Source organism: Desulfogranum aggregans, assembly GCF_055398265.1.
Genome location: NZ_AP042447.1, coordinates 730,037 through 747,613 on the forward strand (window position 1 = coordinate 730,037; position 17,577 = coordinate 747,613).

The 17,577-nt window shown below is 51.8% G+C and carries 18 protein-coding genes; 7 read left to right on the top strand and 11 right to left on the bottom strand.

The window, feature by feature from the left end:
* Positions 1-19 precede the first annotated feature (19 nt).
* A complete protein-coding gene (locus tag ACZ52Z_RS03450) occupies positions 20-2,209 on the bottom strand; it encodes an ATP-dependent helicase (RefSeq protein WP_464269363.1) in 2,190 nt (729 codons plus the stop codon).
* A 163-nt stretch (positions 2,210-2,372) separates the two neighbouring features.
* On the opposite strand from ACZ52Z_RS03450, the gene ACZ52Z_RS03455 reads away from it, so the two are divergent.
* Positions 2,373-2,774, top strand: a complete 402-nt coding sequence (locus ACZ52Z_RS03455; protein ID WP_464269364.1) for a pancreas/duodenum homeobox protein 1 — start codon at positions 2,373-2,375, stop codon at positions 2,772-2,774.
* Between the two features lie 98 nt (positions 2,775-2,872).
* Here the strand turns inward: ACZ52Z_RS03455 and ACZ52Z_RS03460 are convergent, their stop codons facing one another.
* Entirely contained in the window at positions 2,873-3,874 is a 1,002-nt protein-coding gene (locus ACZ52Z_RS03460) for a GGDEF domain-containing protein (RefSeq protein WP_464269365.1), read from the bottom strand.
* A 241-nt stretch (positions 3,875-4,115) separates the two neighbouring features.
* Between ACZ52Z_RS03460 and ACZ52Z_RS03465 the strand changes: the two genes are divergently transcribed.
* Both ACZ52Z_RS03465 and ACZ52Z_RS03470 read left to right on the top strand, forming a co-directional pair.
* A complete protein-coding gene (locus ACZ52Z_RS03465) occupies positions 4,116-5,177 on the top strand; it encodes a glycoside hydrolase family 3 protein (protein ID WP_464269366.1) in 1,062 nt (353 codons plus the stop codon).
* The gene (locus ACZ52Z_RS03470; protein ID WP_464269367.1) at positions 5,147-5,572 is read left to right on the top strand and encodes an NINE protein; all 426 of its coding nucleotides are present in this window, start codon (positions 5,147-5,149) and stop codon (positions 5,570-5,572) included. The genes ACZ52Z_RS03465 and ACZ52Z_RS03470 overlap by 31 nt, the downstream gene beginning before the upstream one ends.
* A gap of 9 nt (positions 5,573-5,581) precedes the next feature.
* Here the strand turns inward: ACZ52Z_RS03470 and yaaA are convergent, their stop codons facing one another.
* The gene (gene yaaA, locus ACZ52Z_RS03475; protein ID WP_464269368.1) at positions 5,582-6,352 is read right to left on the bottom strand and encodes a peroxide stress protein YaaA; all 771 of its coding nucleotides are present in this window, start codon (positions 6,350-6,352) and stop codon (positions 5,582-5,584) included.
* Positions 6,353-6,496: 144 nt separating this feature from the next.
* On the opposite strand from yaaA, the gene ACZ52Z_RS03480 reads away from it, so the two are divergent.
* Together ACZ52Z_RS03480 and ACZ52Z_RS03485 are read left to right on the top strand one after the other, a co-directional pair.
* Positions 6,497-6,778 carry an HP0495 family protein gene (locus tag ACZ52Z_RS03480; RefSeq protein ID WP_464269369.1) on the top strand — a complete coding sequence of 94 codons (282 nt, stop codon included), beginning with the start codon at positions 6,497-6,499 and terminating at the stop codon, positions 6,776-6,778.
* On the top strand, positions 6,775-7,293 hold the full coding sequence (locus ACZ52Z_RS03485) for a hypothetical protein (protein WP_464269370.1): 519 nt from the start codon (positions 6,775-6,777) through the stop codon (positions 7,291-7,293). Before ACZ52Z_RS03480 ends, ACZ52Z_RS03485 begins: the two co-directional genes overlap by 4 nt.
* Here the strand turns inward: ACZ52Z_RS03485 and ACZ52Z_RS03490 are convergent.
* The 8 genes from ACZ52Z_RS03490 to ACZ52Z_RS03525 form a co-directional block, all read right to left on the bottom strand.
* A complete protein-coding gene (locus ACZ52Z_RS03490; RefSeq protein ID WP_464269371.1) occupies positions 7,253-7,585 on the bottom strand; it encodes a Smr/MutS family protein in 333 nt (110 codons plus the stop codon). The genes ACZ52Z_RS03485 and ACZ52Z_RS03490 overlap by 41 nt on opposite strands.
* Positions 7,572-8,750, bottom strand: coding sequence for a lipid-A-disaccharide synthase (gene lpxB, locus ACZ52Z_RS03495; protein ID WP_464269372.1), 1,179 nt, complete (start codon positions 8,748-8,750; stop codon positions 7,572-7,574). Before lpxB ends, ACZ52Z_RS03490 begins: the two co-directional genes overlap by 14 nt.
* A 47-nt stretch (positions 8,751-8,797) precedes the next feature.
* The gene (locus ACZ52Z_RS03500) at positions 8,798-9,781 is read right to left on the bottom strand and encodes a Gfo/Idh/MocA family oxidoreductase (RefSeq protein WP_464269373.1); all 984 of its coding nucleotides are present in this window, start codon (positions 9,779-9,781) and stop codon (positions 8,798-8,800) included.
* 91 nt (positions 9,782-9,872) lie between these two features.
* Complete coding sequence (locus ACZ52Z_RS03505) at positions 9,873-10,580, bottom strand: ABC transporter ATP-binding protein (RefSeq protein WP_464269374.1); 708 nt, start codon at positions 10,578-10,580, stop codon at positions 9,873-9,875.
* Entirely contained in the window at positions 10,573-11,361 is a 789-nt protein-coding gene (locus ACZ52Z_RS03510) for an ABC transporter ATP-binding protein (protein WP_464269375.1), read from the bottom strand. Before ACZ52Z_RS03510 ends, ACZ52Z_RS03505 begins: the two co-directional genes overlap by 8 nt.
* Positions 11,362-11,378: 17 nt before the next feature.
* Positions 11,379-12,587, bottom strand: a complete 1,209-nt coding sequence (locus ACZ52Z_RS03515) for an ABC transporter permease subunit (RefSeq protein WP_464269376.1) — start codon at positions 12,585-12,587, stop codon at positions 11,379-11,381.
* Between the two features lie 41 nt (positions 12,588-12,628).
* The gene (locus ACZ52Z_RS03520; RefSeq protein ID WP_464269377.1) at positions 12,629-13,531 is read right to left on the bottom strand and encodes a branched-chain amino acid ABC transporter permease; all 903 of its coding nucleotides are present in this window, start codon (positions 13,529-13,531) and stop codon (positions 12,629-12,631) included.
* 128 nt (positions 13,532-13,659) lie between these two features.
* Positions 13,660-14,763 (bottom strand): branched-chain amino acid ABC transporter substrate-binding protein, encoded by a 1,104-nt coding sequence (locus tag ACZ52Z_RS03525; protein WP_464270751.1) that lies wholly within the window; start codon positions 14,761-14,763, stop codon positions 13,660-13,662.
* A 332-nt stretch (positions 14,764-15,095) separates the two neighbouring features.
* Between ACZ52Z_RS03525 and lpxK the strand changes: the two genes are divergently transcribed.
* Positions 15,096-16,148 (top strand): tetraacyldisaccharide 4'-kinase, encoded by a 1,053-nt coding sequence (gene lpxK / locus ACZ52Z_RS03530; protein ID WP_464269378.1) that lies wholly within the window; start codon positions 15,096-15,098, stop codon positions 16,146-16,148.
* 269 nt (positions 16,149-16,417) lie between these two features.
* The gene (lpxC, locus tag ACZ52Z_RS03535; protein ID WP_464269379.1) at positions 16,418-17,416 is read left to right on the top strand and encodes a UDP-3-O-acyl-N-acetylglucosamine deacetylase; all 999 of its coding nucleotides are present in this window, start codon (positions 16,418-16,420) and stop codon (positions 17,414-17,416) included.
* The last annotated feature ends 161 nt before the right edge of the window (positions 17,417-17,577 follow it).

Here is a 17,577-nt window from a genome sequence, read left to right on the forward strand (position 1 = left end):
AGGGGGAGCAGTGATGCTTTCAGGAGCAAATGTCAAGTTTGGCATAGTCAAGGTGGAGAATCTTGGTTCCGTGGCGATCAAAGGCGACTTCCACCCTTCGCGGTCCGGGAATGGCAACGACTTTTCCCAGCCCGAAGTAATTGTGGCGCACCCGCATACCGGGAGTGAACGTCTGTCGCGCTGATTGTTTCTTGGGACTGCCCCCGGGAAGAGAGGACGACGAAGAGGACACCCCCGCTCCGGAAAGGGCATCCGTTTGTTCTTTCCCATAAAGTCCCTGCGGTATTTCTCTAAGATAGGGAGACATCCCGGTCCTGCGGAATTGACGGTCAGGCATGGTCATTTCGCACGGATAGGTGAGAAATAGCCGCTTTCTTGCCCTGGTTGCCGCTACGTACAGTAGGCGTCGCTCTTCCTCCCATTGTCCTCCCGGGATGGCATTCTGATGAGGAAAGCGTCCTTCAGCAAGGCCTATAACAAAGACCACGTCCCACTCGAGTCCTTTTGCTGAGTGTATGGTGGATAAAATCAATTTGCCCTCTTCCCCCTGCTGTTCTCCTGCCGAGATATTTTCCGGTGGATCAAGGGCCGTGTCGTCCACAAAGGACTGCAGGTCGCCATAGCCGCTGATGAGTGCGCTGATCTGGTCAAGTTCCTTGCGGCGTTTGGGATAGTCGTCGTAGTAGATTTTTTCGAATATCGGCAGGTAGTATTCGATCACCCGGTCATAGATGACAGAGGGCGTAAGTCCTGGCTGGTCGATGGCCTGCAGGGTGGTCAGCAGCTCGTCAAACCCACTTTTCCAGGTTTTCCCCGGTTTGTACCCCGCAAGCGCGGCAGTGGGGGAATCGTGGGTTTTAATGAAGTTGATGATCTTATGCGCAGTCTTAGGGCCAACCTTGTCCAACTGCAGCAGGATTCTGTTCCAGGACAGGGTGTCCCATGGGTTGACCAGTATCCGGAAGAAGGAGAGTATATCCTTGATGTGGGCAGACTCGGTTAACTTCATGCCGCCCCGTTTTTCAAAATGGTGATAATTACTTGTCAGCTCCATTTCCAGTTTATAGGAATGGAATCCCGAACGAAAAAGGACCGCGATCTCCCTGACCGGTACCCCCTCGTCCTTGAGCATCTGGATCTGTTTGACGATATACCGTGCCTCTTCGGCTTCGTTTCTGGCAGCATACACCGTTGGCCGGGCGCCACCGGTGATGGAAGTAAACAGCGATTTGGTAAATTTTTCTTCCGCGTTGCGGATAACCGCATTGGTCAGTTCCAGGATGGGCTGGGTTGAGCGGTAGTTTTCCTCGAGCTTGATGATTTCGGTACCGGGGAACTGTTCGGAAAACCGCATAATGTTGTAAAAATCCGCCCCCCGAAAGCTGTAAATCGACTGGGCATCGTCCCCGACCACCATAACGTTGTCGTGATGCGAGGCCAATGACCGGACGATTCGCGCCTGGATAAGGTTGGTGTCCTGGTATTCGTCGACAAGGATATGTTGAAAGCGCGAGCTGACAGCAGCCTTGGCATCTTCGGATTCAGTGAGCAGACGCTGCCAGTTGACCAGCAGGTCATCGTAGTCCATGAGGCCGTGATCTGCCTTGAACTGGTTGTAATGCTGGTTGATAGTATGAAAATCCTCTATGAATTCAGAAAGATGCACATGCCCGTCATGGACAAGGTCGTCAATGGTACTGGACTTGTTGATCGCACCGGAGATCAGATTCATGATGATCCGTTTACTGGGAAATCGTTTTCCGGCGCCAGCCAATCCGAGTGACGATTTTATCAGGTTGATAATTCCTTCGGCATCACCGCGGTCAATAATGGTAAAGCGTGGATGAATATCCAGGTAGTGGCCGTAGCGGCGAAGAAGGATGTTGGCAGTAGCGTGGAAGGTGCCGCCGATTATTCGCTGAGAGGCCTGGTCGGTGAGTTGTCCGGCCCGCCACAGCATTTCCTGCGCTGCTTTTCGGGTAAAGGTCAGCAGCAGGATGGATTCCGGGTCCACCCCCTGCTCGATCAGGTAGGCCATACGGTACACCAGGGTTCTGGTTTTACCGCTGCCTGCTCCTGCGATTACCAGTACCGGTCCGTCAGGGGAGGTGACAGCCGCACGTTGGGCAGGGTTGAGGTCCTCGGTCAGTGACAGGGGGGAAGGGGACACTGCGGATATGGCTCGTTCATCAAAGAGGTTTTTTTGCATGGTCCATTACCTACCACAGCAGACAAAGAGAAGCAATGGCTGTTGACACTCCTGCAAGGACAGATTAGAAGTAACTTTTTTTATCAGTTCCTCCACCATAATAAGTGACCGCCAGGTTGTGCATGGCTGGTTGCCGAGTACGCGAACAGAGGTTAGAGAAAATATGGATCGATTTGCCGAACTTTTCACCACAGACAAGCTCGACGAACTGTTTCCGGTCGTGCGCAGTAACGATTTTTTTGATGCTCTTTTTGGAGATGCCCAGGAGGGCTCCTTTGATATTCGGCTGGCATATGACCGATATGACAGCGCAGACCAAACCTTGCATCTGAGCTTGAACCTTCATGAGCGTCCGGGGAAATGTCTGGCGTGCAATCTGACCTATGGCTTGCCCGATGTCTTTACTCGTCACCCGATTATCAATCTGACGGGGTTGGTCAAGGAAATCGATGGACTGCTGGGGGATGAGTATTCATGCGAGGAGTGGAAACTGGGAACCACTCAACAACGGCAGAGTGATCTCCACTCGATTCCTCTGGTCATAGCGGTCGCCCAGGCAACGTAAAGATACAGGGCGTTGACCGGTTGGAGGGAAGCTGCGTCCCCCAGGGGGAAATCATACGGTTTTTTTCCCTTTTTAGGGGGAGGCTTTTACAACCCCGATCAGTTGATAACCACTTGCGCCTTTCCCCGGGCTTTCGCTCGATAAAGGGTATCGTCGGCTGTTTCGAGCCACTGTTCCTTGCTCATATCCTGGCGCCACTGACACAAGCCGATACTTATACCGAGCTTGCCGGTGGCAGTGGATACATGCATTCGGTCGATAGCCCTACACAACCGTTCAGCGAGGCATTGCGCCATCTGCAGGTTGGTATCGGGAAGGACCAGTAAAAACTCATCTCCGCCCATTCGAACCAGCAGGTCGGGCACCCGTATCTGCTGCTGCAGCTCGCTGGCAACGCGTTGCAGGATGCGGTCTCCCTCAAAGTGTCCCAGGGTGTCATTGATCGACTTGAAATGGTCGAGATCGAGGGCAGCCAGGGTGAGGGGACGGTTGTACCGTTTTGCCTGTTCCATCATGCCAGTAATCCGTTCTTCCAAGACAAAACGGTTGGGCAGATCGGTGAGGGGATCTTTTCTGGCCTGGCTGAAAATCTCTTCAAACGCCAGCGCCCTTTTCAGCGGCGCATCGATGACTGCCAGTGACTGTTCCAGAAAAGCTACCTCTTCTTCGGTAAATTTATCGACTCTTCGCACAATCACAAAGTTGCTGGTGCTTTCTGAGGACGTCGAATGCCATCGGTAACACCACATGTCGCCCTGGGGTTCGAGTCCGTTAAACGAGCTGTCTTCCCGCAGAAGTCCTTCGACCACTGTGATCGCATAGCGTCGTTGCGGCCCATGACTGGAACAGTACATGTGCATCTTGTCGTGCGTTGAGTTGAAATAGCCGACCAGGTCGTGCCCGATATGTTCCGCCATCCATATGGAGTAGGTTTCCAGCATGGTCGGCAAGTCGAGGATGCCGGCCAGACGGTGGTGGAGTGTGTTCACCTTTTGCAGGAGTTCGGATTGCCTGCGATAGTGCTCAAGCTCTGAAAGAAGCGAGGTCACTGAGCGCTTTACCTCTGTGTCGAAATGACTGGCGGCAACAGTTGCATGCATGGCGGTTTCCTTATTGTGTTCGTAAAAAATAATAACCTGAAAGACTTAATGTGAGTTTTGCGAAATCAATGCCACCGGTTTAATAAATTTATATAATGAATTTCGGCTGCTTATACGATATACATTCCTGCTGAAGATAAGGGTTTGTTGGTTGAGTCAGATTTCTGACACCAATGGTACAGCTCTATGACACCTTGCTTCCAGGCCTTGCGTTCTCAATCATAAAAGGTATGCATTAACAATGAGTAACCATATTCAGATAGGACAGCTCTTTCTGGTCGGCTTTCAGGGAACGAGTCTGCAGCCAGGCTGTTGGGTTGATCGGGCCATCCATCGTCATGGCCTGGGAGGGGTTATTCTATTTGACCGGAATGTCTCCGGTGCAACCCAGAATTTTAACTCCCCGGAGGGCCTCAGGAAGATAGTAGGCTCCCTCAAGGACTTTGCTGAAAACCTGCTTATCGGTGTTGACCAGGAAGGGGGCAAGGTATGCCGACTTCGAGAGCAGGATGGCTTTGCCCCCTGCCTGGGGGCGGCTTCCTTGGCAGACCTGGGGAGGGATCGGGCCCGCCGACAGGCTGCGGAGATGGCGGAAATGCTTGCCCACTATGGCATAAACCTCAACTTTGCGCCGGTAATTGATCTCAACCTCTATCCCGAGAACCCGGCTATCGGCAGTTTTGGCCGCAGCTATGGTAGCTCAGCTCAAGAGGTGGCGGCCTTTGCAGAGCTCTTTGTCCGCGAGCATCACCGGTTTCATGTGGGGTGCTGCATCAAGCATTTTCCCGGGCATGGAAGTTCCAGGAAAGATTCCCACCTGGGCTTTGTCGATATTACCGACTACTGGAACCAGGCCGAACTCGAACCGTACCGCCTCCTGATTGCAAACGGCTACTGTGACGGAGTGATGAGTGGACACCTGGTGCACCGGGGACTGGATCCAACAGGTTTACCGGCCACGCTTTCCACGGCCATGATGGATGATCTGTTGCGCCGCCAACTGCATTTTTCCGGCGTCGTATTCAGCGATGATCTCCAGATGGCCGCCATAACACGGGGGTGGTCATATCGGGAAGCGGTGCAAAGGGCATTCGTTGCAGGTGTTGACATGCTGGTTGTTGGGAATAATCTTGATAACCAGGAAGATGCGGTCGAGGAAGGGGTAAAGGCGATAACAGCCTTGCTGCATAGCGGGAAGATAACTGAAGAGCGCCTGCACCAATCAATCGATCGGGTGCAGCTCTTTAAGAAAAAAATTGCAGGAGAGGTTTCATGGCAGAACAGCGGTCATCACACAACCTGATCATCGGCTACATTATCTGGATATTCGGATTTCTTGGAGCCCATCGTTTCTATTATGGTAAGCCGATATCAGGCACCATCTATTTTTTTACTTTAGGCTTACTGTTTATAGGCTGGATCGTGGACCTGTTTCTTATTCCCAAGATGGAGAGGGAAGCTGATATCCGATTTGAAGTCGGTCCCATCGACTACACTCTTGCCTGGCTGCTCCTTGTTTTTCTCGGTCTGTTTGGTGTTCACCGCATGTACATGGGCAAGTGGATAACCGGTATAGTGTACCTCCTGACCGCCGGTCTGTTCGGACTGGGCTATATCTTCGATATGTGGACCCTGAACGACCAGATCACCCTCATTAACGGAGAGGAGAAACGCACTTCCTCCATGCCGGTGGCATAAAAGTATAGCTCAGGGCTGCGGGCGGGTGAAGACAAAGCGCTGTTCAGTGGAAAGCTGCGGAGCAAATGAGTAGCCCTCCCTGTTGAATGCTTTGACCTCTTCCGGCTGCGTTGCCCGGTTGCGGATCATGTGATCGGCCATTAGGCCGCGCGCACGTTTGGCGAAAACGGCAATGGTACGCAGTTGGTCGTCTTTTTGTTCCTGGAAAAGGATATCAATGACCGGCACCTCAAGTACCTTCCGATCAACTGCCTTGGCATATTCGGTAGAGGCCAGATTAAAGAGGAAGGGTGAGTCGGCATGTGCTGCACTCTTGTTGATTGCTTGGGCAAGGGTCGTCCCCCAGAAGGCGTAGAGGTTTGTTCCTTGGGGGGTGGCTAACCTGGTTTTCATTTCCAGGCGGTAAGGCTGAATCAGGTCAAGCGGCCGCAGGCAGCCATACAGGCCGGAAAGGATGCGTAGGTGCTCCTGGGCAAAGTCCAGCTCTTCCTGCGAATACCGGTCAAAGGCGATGCCCCTGTACACATCTCCGGTAAAGGCAAAGAGCGCTGGTTTGGCATTGACGGTGGTAAAGGGCTGAGAAAATGAGCGGTAACGGTCAACGTTGAGCCTGGCAATTTTTTCACTTACCTGCATCAGGTCCTGTAGCTCTTGGACCGTGTACTTCTTCAACAGATCTATAAGCTGCTGCGATTGATCGAGAAATTGAGGGATCGTTACACCTTTCTCGGAAAAGGGTGAGTCAAAATCCTGTCCTTTGGAGGGGGAAAGTATAAACATGGCAGTTGTTGATAGAAGATAATTCGTAGGCTGATGGGCATCCGCCGTTTTTCTCCTGCTCTGTGCGGAGCGCTCGGCGCGGTTGACGTTCTTTTCTTGTTTTTTGATATTGTCTTGCGCTGTGGGCTACAGTATAAGGCAGGGATGAAGAAAAAGATACCCCCAGTTGTCACCAAGGGCTGTACACCTGAAATCGCCTATCCCTGTCCATGGCAGTATAAACTTATTGCCACCAGTCGCGAAGAGGTGGTCACAGCGGTTGCTGCCATTATCAAGGAAAGCGCCTATATCCTGACGGATTCACACACCAGTTCCGGTGGACGCTACGTGAGCATGAACCTGGAACTGATTGTACACTCAGAACAGGAGCGGCTGTCGCTCTATCAGCAACTTGTTGACATTTCAGCTGTAAAGATTGTTTTATGACCACACCGACCCATTCCTCCCCAATAGATCAATCCATTGACAACAAAGTGATCCCGGTAATGCGGGAGGCTATTGTTATGGTTCAGATGGTGCTTTTTAAACACCTGCATCAGGATATTGTCTCCCGTCAGGCTGAACTGGCTGATGCGGATCAGCGGAAGCTCGCCGGAGCAGTGGTCAATAACCTTTTCGGCACCGAACCGGAAGACCCTGCTGTAAGCGCCTTTGCCCGGGAAAACCGGGAAGAGGTCGAGGCCCAGCTACGCTCACTCGACCAACGTTTTCCAACCTTGTGTCCCTTTCTTACCGATGCTTTGCGGATGAAAACCATCTGCGACAATCAGGAAGGAATCCATTCCATACCCTCGTTGCTCATGGCCAAAGCCCTTGGCATTCTTCAGGAGGAGCGGCCCCTGCCCATGCCATCCACCTTTATGCTCTCGGTTCGCAACCTGGCTTCTGCCAATGGGCTGGTCAATCCCCTGCAGGCGACTCCACCTGCCGACGAAGCGTAACGATCGTCGCTCCCCAGGAACCACCGGTTTCATCGGCAAGTTGGAATCGGCTCACAGAGGGAAGCCGTTCGAGGATAGCGTGTACGCTGCGGCGTAAGTTGCCTTTTCCTTTTCCGTGAATGATTCGCACTGAAAGTATTTCGCGGGCCAGGCATTCCTCAAGATAATCGGGGATGAGGTGACCGAGTTCCCGTGGGCTGAAAGTGTGCAGATCCAGGGTGCCGTCGATGGGAAGTTCTACCGGGGCGGTCTCGTCCTCGTCGTATTCCGGATGGTCCTCATTGGCTGTCATGCATTATTTCCAAGGCTATGGCGGCCGCCTTCCCAGAAGCCCCGGCTCCTCCGAGAACTTGCTTTAAATGGCGCAGATTGTCTATGACCGGCTGCCTGTCCGCGAGCAGGTCCCGCAGCTCCCGGGCAAGACGTTCGGGGGTTACCTGTTCCTGGAGCAGTTCGGGAAAGATCAGGCTATCACCGATAAGGTTAACCAGGCAGAAGTAGTCGACATGTCGAACCAGCAGCTTGCCGATAAGGTAGGTTTTTGGGGAGAGACGGTAGGCAACCACTGTGGGAACTTCCAGGATGGCAAGTTCAAGAGTGACTGTTCCAGAAGCGGCTATTGCGCCCTCGCAGGCGGCCATAACGTCGTAACGTTGCTCGTCAATAACCCTGATATCGAGATGAGGGGGTGCCTCCTCCATGCCGTACGCCTTGAGCTGCGCATGGGAAATTGTTGGTGCGCGAGGCAGAAGGAAGGTGCAGGAGCCTGCATGCTGCTGCTGAAAATGAGCGGCCGCCTGCAGAAAATCGGGAAGTAAGGTGCGGATTTCCTTGGAGCGGCTGCCCGGAAGGATGCAGATGCAGGTGGTCTCCGGAGGTATATTGTGTTTGCGGAGAAAATCCTCTTTGGGCTGGGACCGATGGACGGTATCAAGCAGCGGATGCCCGACATAATCGACCGTGTACCCGTGTTGCTGGTAGAATTTTTGTTCAAAGGGCAGAATGGTGGCGACCCGCTGCGATAACCTCCCAATCTTGTGCACCCGCGATGAGCGCCAGGCCCATACCTGGGGACTGATATAGTAGAAGACCGGTATGCCAAGTTTCTTGGCCTGTGCAGCAAGCAGCAGGTTGAAGTCAGGGAAATCGATCAGGATGAGCAGTGATGGCTTACGGGTGCGCATCTCCTCGAGCAGGATTCTGCGGGCCTGAAAAATATCCTGCAGGTGACTGAGTACCTCAACGATACCGACCACCGCAATTCGAGAGGCATCAAAAAGGACCTTTACCCCGGCAGCAGCTAATTCATCACCACCCATGCCACTGAAGGTGATCTCAGGACAGGCAGCGTGCATGGCCCTAACCAGGTTGGCACCGTGCATGTCACCGGACGCTTCGCCGGCAACTATCAAAATATGCGGGGGAGTCGCCTCAGATGATGGGGAAAGCTTGTCCATGGGTTTGCTCGTTTACTACAGTTACCGCCCAGGGGGCAGACAGGTGATCAGGCCAAACCATGTGGCGCCTTACCAAGCAGTTGCTCGATTTCAGCACGGTTGGTAGTGATTTGATCCACCACCTGTAACGCAACATCAAGCGCTCTGCGCCCCTCCAGGCCCGAGACAGCCGGTCGACGGCGTTGGCGGATATTCTCGACAAAGTCAGTCAGCTCCAGTTCAAGCGCATCCTGTTCGCGAAAGCCATATTTTTTTATATCCGGCATGGGGGGTGAGGTTGTTCCAGTTTTCTTCAGCTGGATGGACATCACTTCCTTTTTCCCGAAATCGACTGACAGGTAGCGGCCGGGCTGAAAGATGCGCATGCGGCGCATGTTGTCCATGGAGATACGGCTCACCGTTACATTGGCTGTACAGCCATTTTCAAAAATAAGGCGGGCGTTGGCAATATCAGTGAATTCGGTAACCACCGGAGTGCCTACCGTGTGGATGGTTTTGATCGGCGCATTGACGATGGAGAGAATAATGTCAATGTCGTGGATCATCAGGTCCAGGACGACGTCCACATCTGTCCCTCTGTCCTTGAATACGGCAATACGGTGGGCTTCGATGAACAACGGATAATCAAGGAGCGGTTGCATGGCTATCACCGCGGGGTTGAATCGTTCCAGGTGTCCGACCTGGAGCACGGCCTTGTGCTGCTCAGCCAAGGCAATCAGTTCATCCGCTTCTTCAAGGGTGGTGGTAAAGGGTTTTTCCACCATGACATCCACTCCCTGCCGTAGACAGGTACTGGTTACCTCGTGATGGAGACTGGTCGGGACTACCACGGAAACGGCATCCACTTGGTCCAACAACTGGTTATAGTCTGCAAAGGCTCGGCATGCGCACTCACGGGCCACGCTTTCGGCCTGGGAATGATTGATATCAGCCACTCCGACGAGCTCCACATCGTTCATGGCAGCGTATTTCTGGGCGTGAAAGCGTCCCAGGTATCCAACACCAATGACACCTACTTTTTTATTGCTCACGGCTAGTTACTCTTTAATCGGCAAAAGAAAACAGCAACACCAGGACGTTGCTGCGGAAAAATGGTTTGTAGTGGAAACAGACAGAGCCGTTTTATATCCCAAGATAGGCTTTCTGCACGTCTTTGTTCACCAGCAATTTATCTGCCTGGTCATGAAGCGTTATCTTCCCGTTTTCAACTACATACCCACGGTCAGCAATTTTCAGTGCAAGATTGGCGTTTTGCTCAACCAGGAAAATGGTCGTATTTTGTTCTTGGTTTATTTTTTCGATGATCTCGAAGATCTGCTTGGTCACCAGGGGCGCAAGGCCCATGGATGGTTCGTCCAGCAGCAGCAACTGGGGATGAGCCATCAATGCACGGGAGATGGCGAGCATCTGTTGTTCACCTCCGGAAAGGTTCCCGCCGGGTTGGTTGCGGCGCTCCTTAAGGATGGGGAACAGGCTGTAGAGGTAGTCGCGGTCATTTTCGATGCCCTTTTTATCTTTACGCAGAAAAGCACCCATATCAAGGTTTTCCGCAACCGTGAGCTCGGGGAAGATGTGACGCCCTTCAGGTACCTGGCAGATGCCAAGGGTGACGATTTTGTCGGCTGGCAGTTCGTGGATGGGTTTTCCCTTGAAAAGGATTTCACCTCGACGGGGAGGGACGATACCACTGATGGACATCAATGTCGTCGATTTTCCAGCGCCGTTGGCGCCGATCAAGGTGATGATTTCTCCCTCTTCAACGGAAAGCTCGATCTGATGCAGGGCCTGTATTTTTCCGTAATAGGTATCAATCTTGCGGAGTTCAAGCATTTTCCAGATCCTCCCCGAGATAGGCTTTGATCACATCGGCATTCTGTGCCACCTGTTCAGGTGTGCCTTCGGCAATTTTCTTTCCATAGTCGACCACAAAGATATGATCGGAGATGTTCATGACGAGTTTCATATCATGTTCAATTAATAATATGGCCAGCCCATCGTCTCTGATCTGCGTGATCAGTTCATCGAGTTCCAATGTTTCCTGGGGATTCATTCCTGCTGCAGGCTCATCGAGTAACAGGACCAGCGGTTCAGTCGCCAGGGCCCTGGCTATTTCCAGCCGTCGTTGTGCACCATAAGGCAGGTTTTTGGCATATTCGTTGGCAAAACCATCAAGATTAACTTTTCGCAGGATGGAAAGGCTCTGATCAACGATCCCTTTTTCTTCCTTTCGAGTTCGCGGACCTCGGAAAATTGCACCGAATATCTTGGAGGTGGTTCGGCAGTGACGGCCGATCATTACATTTTCGAGTACCGTCATATTGGGAAATAAACGAATGTTCTGAAAGGTGCGAGCCAGTCCCTGCTGGGTCACCTTGTTCGGTTTCATCCCGTTGAGGTTTTTGGTCTTTTTTCCCGGAGGGGTCAATAAAAGCTCACCCTTTGTTGGTTTGTAAATACCGGTAATGCAGTTGAAAAATGTCGTCTTGCCGGCACCGTTTGGACCGATGAGGGCTACGATTTCACCGGGTTTGATCTGCAGGCTCAAGTTATCGAGTGCACGTATCCCACCGAAATCCATGGTGAGACCTTTTACGTTGAGAATTGGTTCCATAGCAGAGCGAGGAGAAGTTATTCTTTGATGGTATAGGTGCGGCGTATGGTGGAAATAAGCCCCTGTGGTCGGAAAACCATCATGACAACCAGGATGGCACCAAAGACAAGCATGCGATAGTCAGAAAAGGCGCGCAGGTATTCCGGTAAGAGAATGAGGACCAAGGCGCCGACGATTACCCCAGGTATAGAGCCCATGCCCCCGAGAACAACGACACATAGAATAATAGCTGACTCGAGAAAGGTAAAGCTCGCCGGGTTGACGAAAGTGGTTTTCGCTGCAAACATGACTCCTGCCATCCCGGCCCAGGTAGCGCCCAAGGCGAAGGCGGTTAGTTTGGTCTTCATCCGGTCGATCCCCATTGCCTGGCAGGCTATTTCATCCTCACGCAAAGCAAACCAAGCTCGGCCAATACGGGAGTCTTGTAGCCGGTTAACAACGAAAATGGTAAAAATGACCATCAGGATGGTGAGGTAATAGATATAGTTAATGGACATTTCCAGGGAGAGGTCCATGCCGAAGAATCCAGGGCGATCAATGTTGGAGATACCGCTTGGACCTTGAGAGAATTCTCCCCAGTTTTCCAACACAAGGCGAATGATTTCACCAAACCCGAGGGTGACAATGGCGAGGTAATCTCCGCGCAGTCGGAGAACAGGAAAGCCAAGCAGTATGCCGAACAACGCACCAAGCAATCCGCCAATGGGCAGGACCGTCCAGAAACCGAGCCCGTAGTGCATGTTGAGCAGCGCATAGGAATATGCCCCTACGGCGTAAAATGCGACATATCCCAGGTCCAGCAGACCAGCCACTCCGACCACGATATTCAACCCAAGCCCCAGTACGATGTACATCAGGGCGGTGATCATGATATTTACCTGGTAGGTAGAGAACAGAGCGGGAAAGACCAGGAGGAAGATGGTACAGACCGCGGCGATGGGAATGTAGAACCGTGGCTGGGAAAAAATTCTGGCCGTGAAGGCAATTTTTTCCTCATCCTCGGAAAGCTGGTTGATTTTTTTTTGGCTGGCTTTTTTTCTGGCGAGAAAAAAACGGGACACCAAGTAGACAACTAGGGCGACCACGCCGACATAGAGCATGTTGTGCCAGCGCCAGATAACCGTTTTTTCAATGGGGTTGATCTTGACCACGAGCAGGGGAAAGGTCAGGAAGATAAACCAGAGAGCGACCGTTAATCCGTTTTTAAAGTCCTTGAGAGAGAGCATTGGTCTTCGTCATGTGCGAGGCTGTGGTGAGTGAAAGGCGATTATACTTTTTCCACGGTGGATTTACCCAAAAGGCCTGCAGGCTTGAAGATGAGTATCAGTACGAGCAGGCTGAAGGCAAACACATCCTCATAGTCGCTGGATACATATCCGGTGGCAAAAGATTCGGTCAGGCCGAGGATGAAACTCCCCAGTACAGCTCCCGGGATGGAACCGATACCTCCCAGTACGGCTGCTGTAAAGGCTTTGATACCGGCAATGAAACCAATATAGAAGTTTATCTGACCTATGTGCGATGCAATGAGCAATCCGCCGATGGCAGCCAATGCCGACCCGGTAATAAAGGTTATAGAAATAACATTGTCGACATTGATACCAACCAGCAGTGCCATCTTTCGGTCCTGGGCGGTAGCGCGCATGGCTTTCCCTGTACGGGTAAATTTTATCATCAGGGTGAGCAGGACCATGACCAGGGCCGAGACAACCAGGATTGCAAGATCGGATGAACCTACTATGTGGGCATAGGGCTCCATAAAAGCAAACTCAGGTATGAGTGCAGGGAAAGGTTGAAAATCCGATGTCTGGGCAAGCAGTACATAGTTCTGCAGGAAGATGGACATGCCAATAGCCGATATGAGTGGCGACAGACGGGGGGCGTTGCGCAGTGGTTTGTATGCCAAACGTTCGATGGTGTATCCGTAGGCCGAGGCCCAGATAATCGCGGCCAGGGCGGTAAGAATGACAATGGCAAGCAGGGGAAAACCATATATACTGAGCACCGTGGAAGCAATAAGGGCGGTGAATGCACCAATCATATAAATTTCTCCGTGAGCAAAATTTATAAGCCCGATGATTCCGTACACCATGGTATATCCCAGGGCGATAAGGGCATATATGGAGCCCCGAGTCAAGCCACTGAAAAGTAGTTCGATAAAATAATCCATAAGATTACCCGTATCAGGAGGGACGGTTTCCTGCTGATATATTGATAATGACCGGAAAGAAAGATAAAAGCACAAATGCCTGGAACCGATGAATCGGTTCCAGGCATGTGCTCTTTAGAGGAATAGTCTTATTGAATCTGAACGTACTTGCCGTCCTTGACTTCGTAGACGACAAAGCCGATGCCAATAGGTTCTCCAATTTTGTCAAACTTTACCGCTCCGAAAGGTGTTTCGGTGGTCTCGTTGTGGAGGAAAGCGGCAATTTTATCGGAATCAGTGCCGGCTTTTGCCAGGGCATTGGTCAGGACCAGAGCTGCTGAAACCGCATTGTCAAAGAACGCTCCGGGATCAGCACCTTCAGCGGCTTTGAACATTTCACGATATTTTTGGGTCAAAGGGTTGCTGGAAACGTCTGCCGGACCGGATGCATAGACACCTTCCGCGTTTTTGCCTGCAACATTGATGAAGGTATCGTCCTTAACCCCATCAGGACCAAGAAATTTGGTGGTCATGCGTTTTTTCCGCATTTGGCTGACGATTTTGGAAGCTTCGGGATGGTAGCCACCGTAGATGACTGCTTCGGCTTCACTCCGCCTGATCTTTTGCACAACGGCTGAGTAATCAACGGCTCCGGGAGTAACGCCTTCAAAGAGCACCACTTCTGCTTTACCGCCATCCGTGATGAATGTCTGGACGAACTCGGCCAGGCCTTTACCGTAATCGCCCTTGTCATGGATAACCGCTATCTTCTTCACTTTCAATGTGTCAACGGCAAAGTCGACTAGCGTCCGCGCCTGGGCATCATCAGAAGCGATAGTACGATAAAAATTCGGATATTCTCCGCTCTGGGTCAGATCAGGATTGGTAGCGGAAGGGGACATGACCACGATATTGGCATCCCGGTAAATCGGCAACGCGGCCTTGGTGGCGCCGGAGCAGATATGGCCGATGACCACGTTGACCTTTTCGGAGACCAGCTTGGTGGCTGTATTGGTTGCCACTTCGGGTTTACATACGTCGTCTTCAGCGAGGACTTCGACCTTGGCGCCGTTAATCCCGCCTTGCTCATTGAGGACCTGAGCTACCAGCTCGGTTGCCTTTACTGTGGGAATCCCGTATGATGCCAGGTCTCCACTGTGCGCGCCGGCAACACCGATTTTAATGGTGTCTGCTGCTACTGCAGCAGTAGAAAAACCTGCTGCAAGAGCAAATGCTGCAAGGGCGGATAACATTCGTTTCGATGAAATCACGTGACGTACCTCCTCATGGTTGATTATTGGGGAATTGCGTACTACTGTCGTTAACGCTCCTTTCATACCCTATTCAGCAGAAAAATTGCACTAAAAATCAATGGAACTGTTCCGAGGAAAGGAGAAAGAGGACGCCGGGTGAGCTCACACACCGTGGGAGAAAAGAGCCTCCCCCCTAGAGAGCGCCTGTAATGCGCTCTTATTGTTACTGAAACGTAGGTTGATTTTTCTTTGAGCACTCAAAATGAGTTTGCGCTGCAAGGCTTTTGCTGCGTTGTCCATTCATGAGGAGCCCTACTTTTTTGGCAGGACCTATGAAGTCAAGAGAACTGTATTTTCACCTGGGCCGACCTTTCTCACCTGTTTATAGTTTGCTGATGCGCGTGCGGGAGCATTTCTTCCGCAAGGGCTATTTTGCCACTCATCGGCTTTCCGTACCGGTGATCAGTGTCGGTAACCTGACCATGGGAGGAACCGGGAAGACGCCGGTGGTTCAATATATTGCGAGACTGCTGCATGAAAACGGTCATGCGCCGGCTATTATCAGCAGGGGATATGGCGGCGCGTCTCGAGAACCGGTCAATATTGTGTCAGATGGCTCCTCCGTTCTGCTTGATCCCAAATCGGCTGGCGATGAGCCCTTTTTACTGGCTAAAAGTTTACCAGGGGTTCCGGTGCTGACCGGCGTTGTTCGTAAGCTCCCTGCGCAAAAGGCCATTTCCATGGGGGCCGATGTACTGGTCCTTGATGATGGTTTCCAGCATATGCAACTTGCCCGGGATATCGATCTGGTCCTGTTTAACACAGACAGCCTGGCGGGCAACTCCCGGGTTTTTCCCGGTGGAGATCTTCGCGAACCAATCAAGGCGCTTGCCAGAGCCAGCGACTTCTTGATGACCGGGGTTACTCCAGAAAACAGGGAGCGCGCCCAGCGGTTTGCCGAGCTTCTGGCCTCCAAGTTTTCCGATATACCAACCACATTCGCTGAATATGCCGTAGCAGGGTATGTGCAGATGACCTCAGAAGGGAACAGCCATCCCACTGCGCTGGCCCAACTCCCGTCAAAAAAATACCTCGCCATGTGCGGTATCGCCAAACCGGAATCCTTCAGACGGACGCTCGCCGGAGAAGGTGTCGAGGTGGTTGCAATGCAGGCTTTGCCCGACCATGCAGCCTACACCCTGAAACAGGTTGCTGCCGTATCTGCAGCGGTGAAGCGTAATGGCGCGGAGGCGATCCTCACCACGGAAAAAGACCTGGTAAAACTCAGTGGGGCAACTTTTTCCGTACCAGTATACGGGCTGCGTATGGAAACGCGATGCAGTCAACCCTTTGATAGCCGGATTCTCGGTGTCGTGCAGCGCTAACCTTCTGATTTCGCTTCTTGTCCACACCCTGTGTCGAAATTTCAACATTCTCGGTATATTCAGAGGATTGTGTTGAATTTGACACAGGTGTCCATATGGCCAGCTATCGGTTCTCGGGGGGTTTGCTTTGATGTAACATGCTGAAATAGTATGTTTATTTTACGACTTTTTCTTTTTTGTGAGCAATAGATGTAATTTGGATTGCTTATTGCAAAGTGAAAGTAATCAATACGATACTTCCCTTTTCAATACTTGATAGGATCGAATATATGGCATCACTCATTGAGCCTCACCAATATACGCTGAAACGTACCGTCAGTTGTTGCGGGGTAGGGTTGCATACCGGCCGTACGGTAAACCTTACCATTCGTCCGGCAGCAGCCAACAGCGGAATCCGTTTTCGCCGTTCAGACGTTGCCGGTAGACCGCACATCGAAGCTCGTGCAGAAAATGTGGTTGACACCACCCTTGCCACCACCATCGGCCAGGGGGCCAATCGGGTTTCCACCACCGAGCACCTGATGGCTGCACTTCGCGGCTCTGGGATTGATAATGCGGAAGTTGATATCGATTCCCATGAAGTCCCGATTATGGATGGCAGCGCCAAGCCTTTTATTCAACTCTTGAACAGAGGGGGAAAAATCCGTCAGCGCGCTCTGCGAAAAATTCTGCGTATCACCCGTCCCATTGAGTTCAAGGAAGGGGACAAACAGATCAGAATCGAACCCTATGATGGATTCAAGATTACCGGCAGAATCCAATTTGATGATGAACTCATCAACGAGCAAACATACAGCCTTGACGTCAGTCAGGAACGATTTTGCCGGGAGATTGCCTCAGCGCGTACCTTCGGTTTTGTAGAGCAGGTGGAGTACCTGTGGCAGAACGGACTGGCTTTAGGCGGATCGCTTGCCAATACCATTGCCATCCATTGGGATCGTCGCTCTATTCTCAACGAAGATGGCCTGCGCTTTGATGACGAATTCATTCGGCATAAAGTGCTTGATATTATTGGCGACCTCGCCCTTCTTGGCTCCCCTGTGCTCGGACACGTTATCGCCAACCGATCCGGACACGGTCTGCATTTAGGGCTGATGAAGACCATTGCCGAACACCCTGAGTGCTGGGAATACGTGAAATTCAGAAAAAATGGGGACGCCCTCCTTCGCCAGGTCGTCAGAAGTACCAGGTCGGCTGGTAATCGCCTCACGCCTTTCTTTTTACCGAGCGGCGATTCCAGAGCCCATCAGCCTGCATGTGCCTCTTGAGTAAAGCCAAATTTTCTCTCCGGCAGCTGTCACCCTGATTGACAGGCAGTAAGGATTCGTAGTAGAGAAAAAAACACTATTCGGTTACAGTATCGCTATTCAGCCGTCGGTTATTTTCACCGGCGGCTTTTTTTATCTTTATTCTTCAAGATCAACGGGTG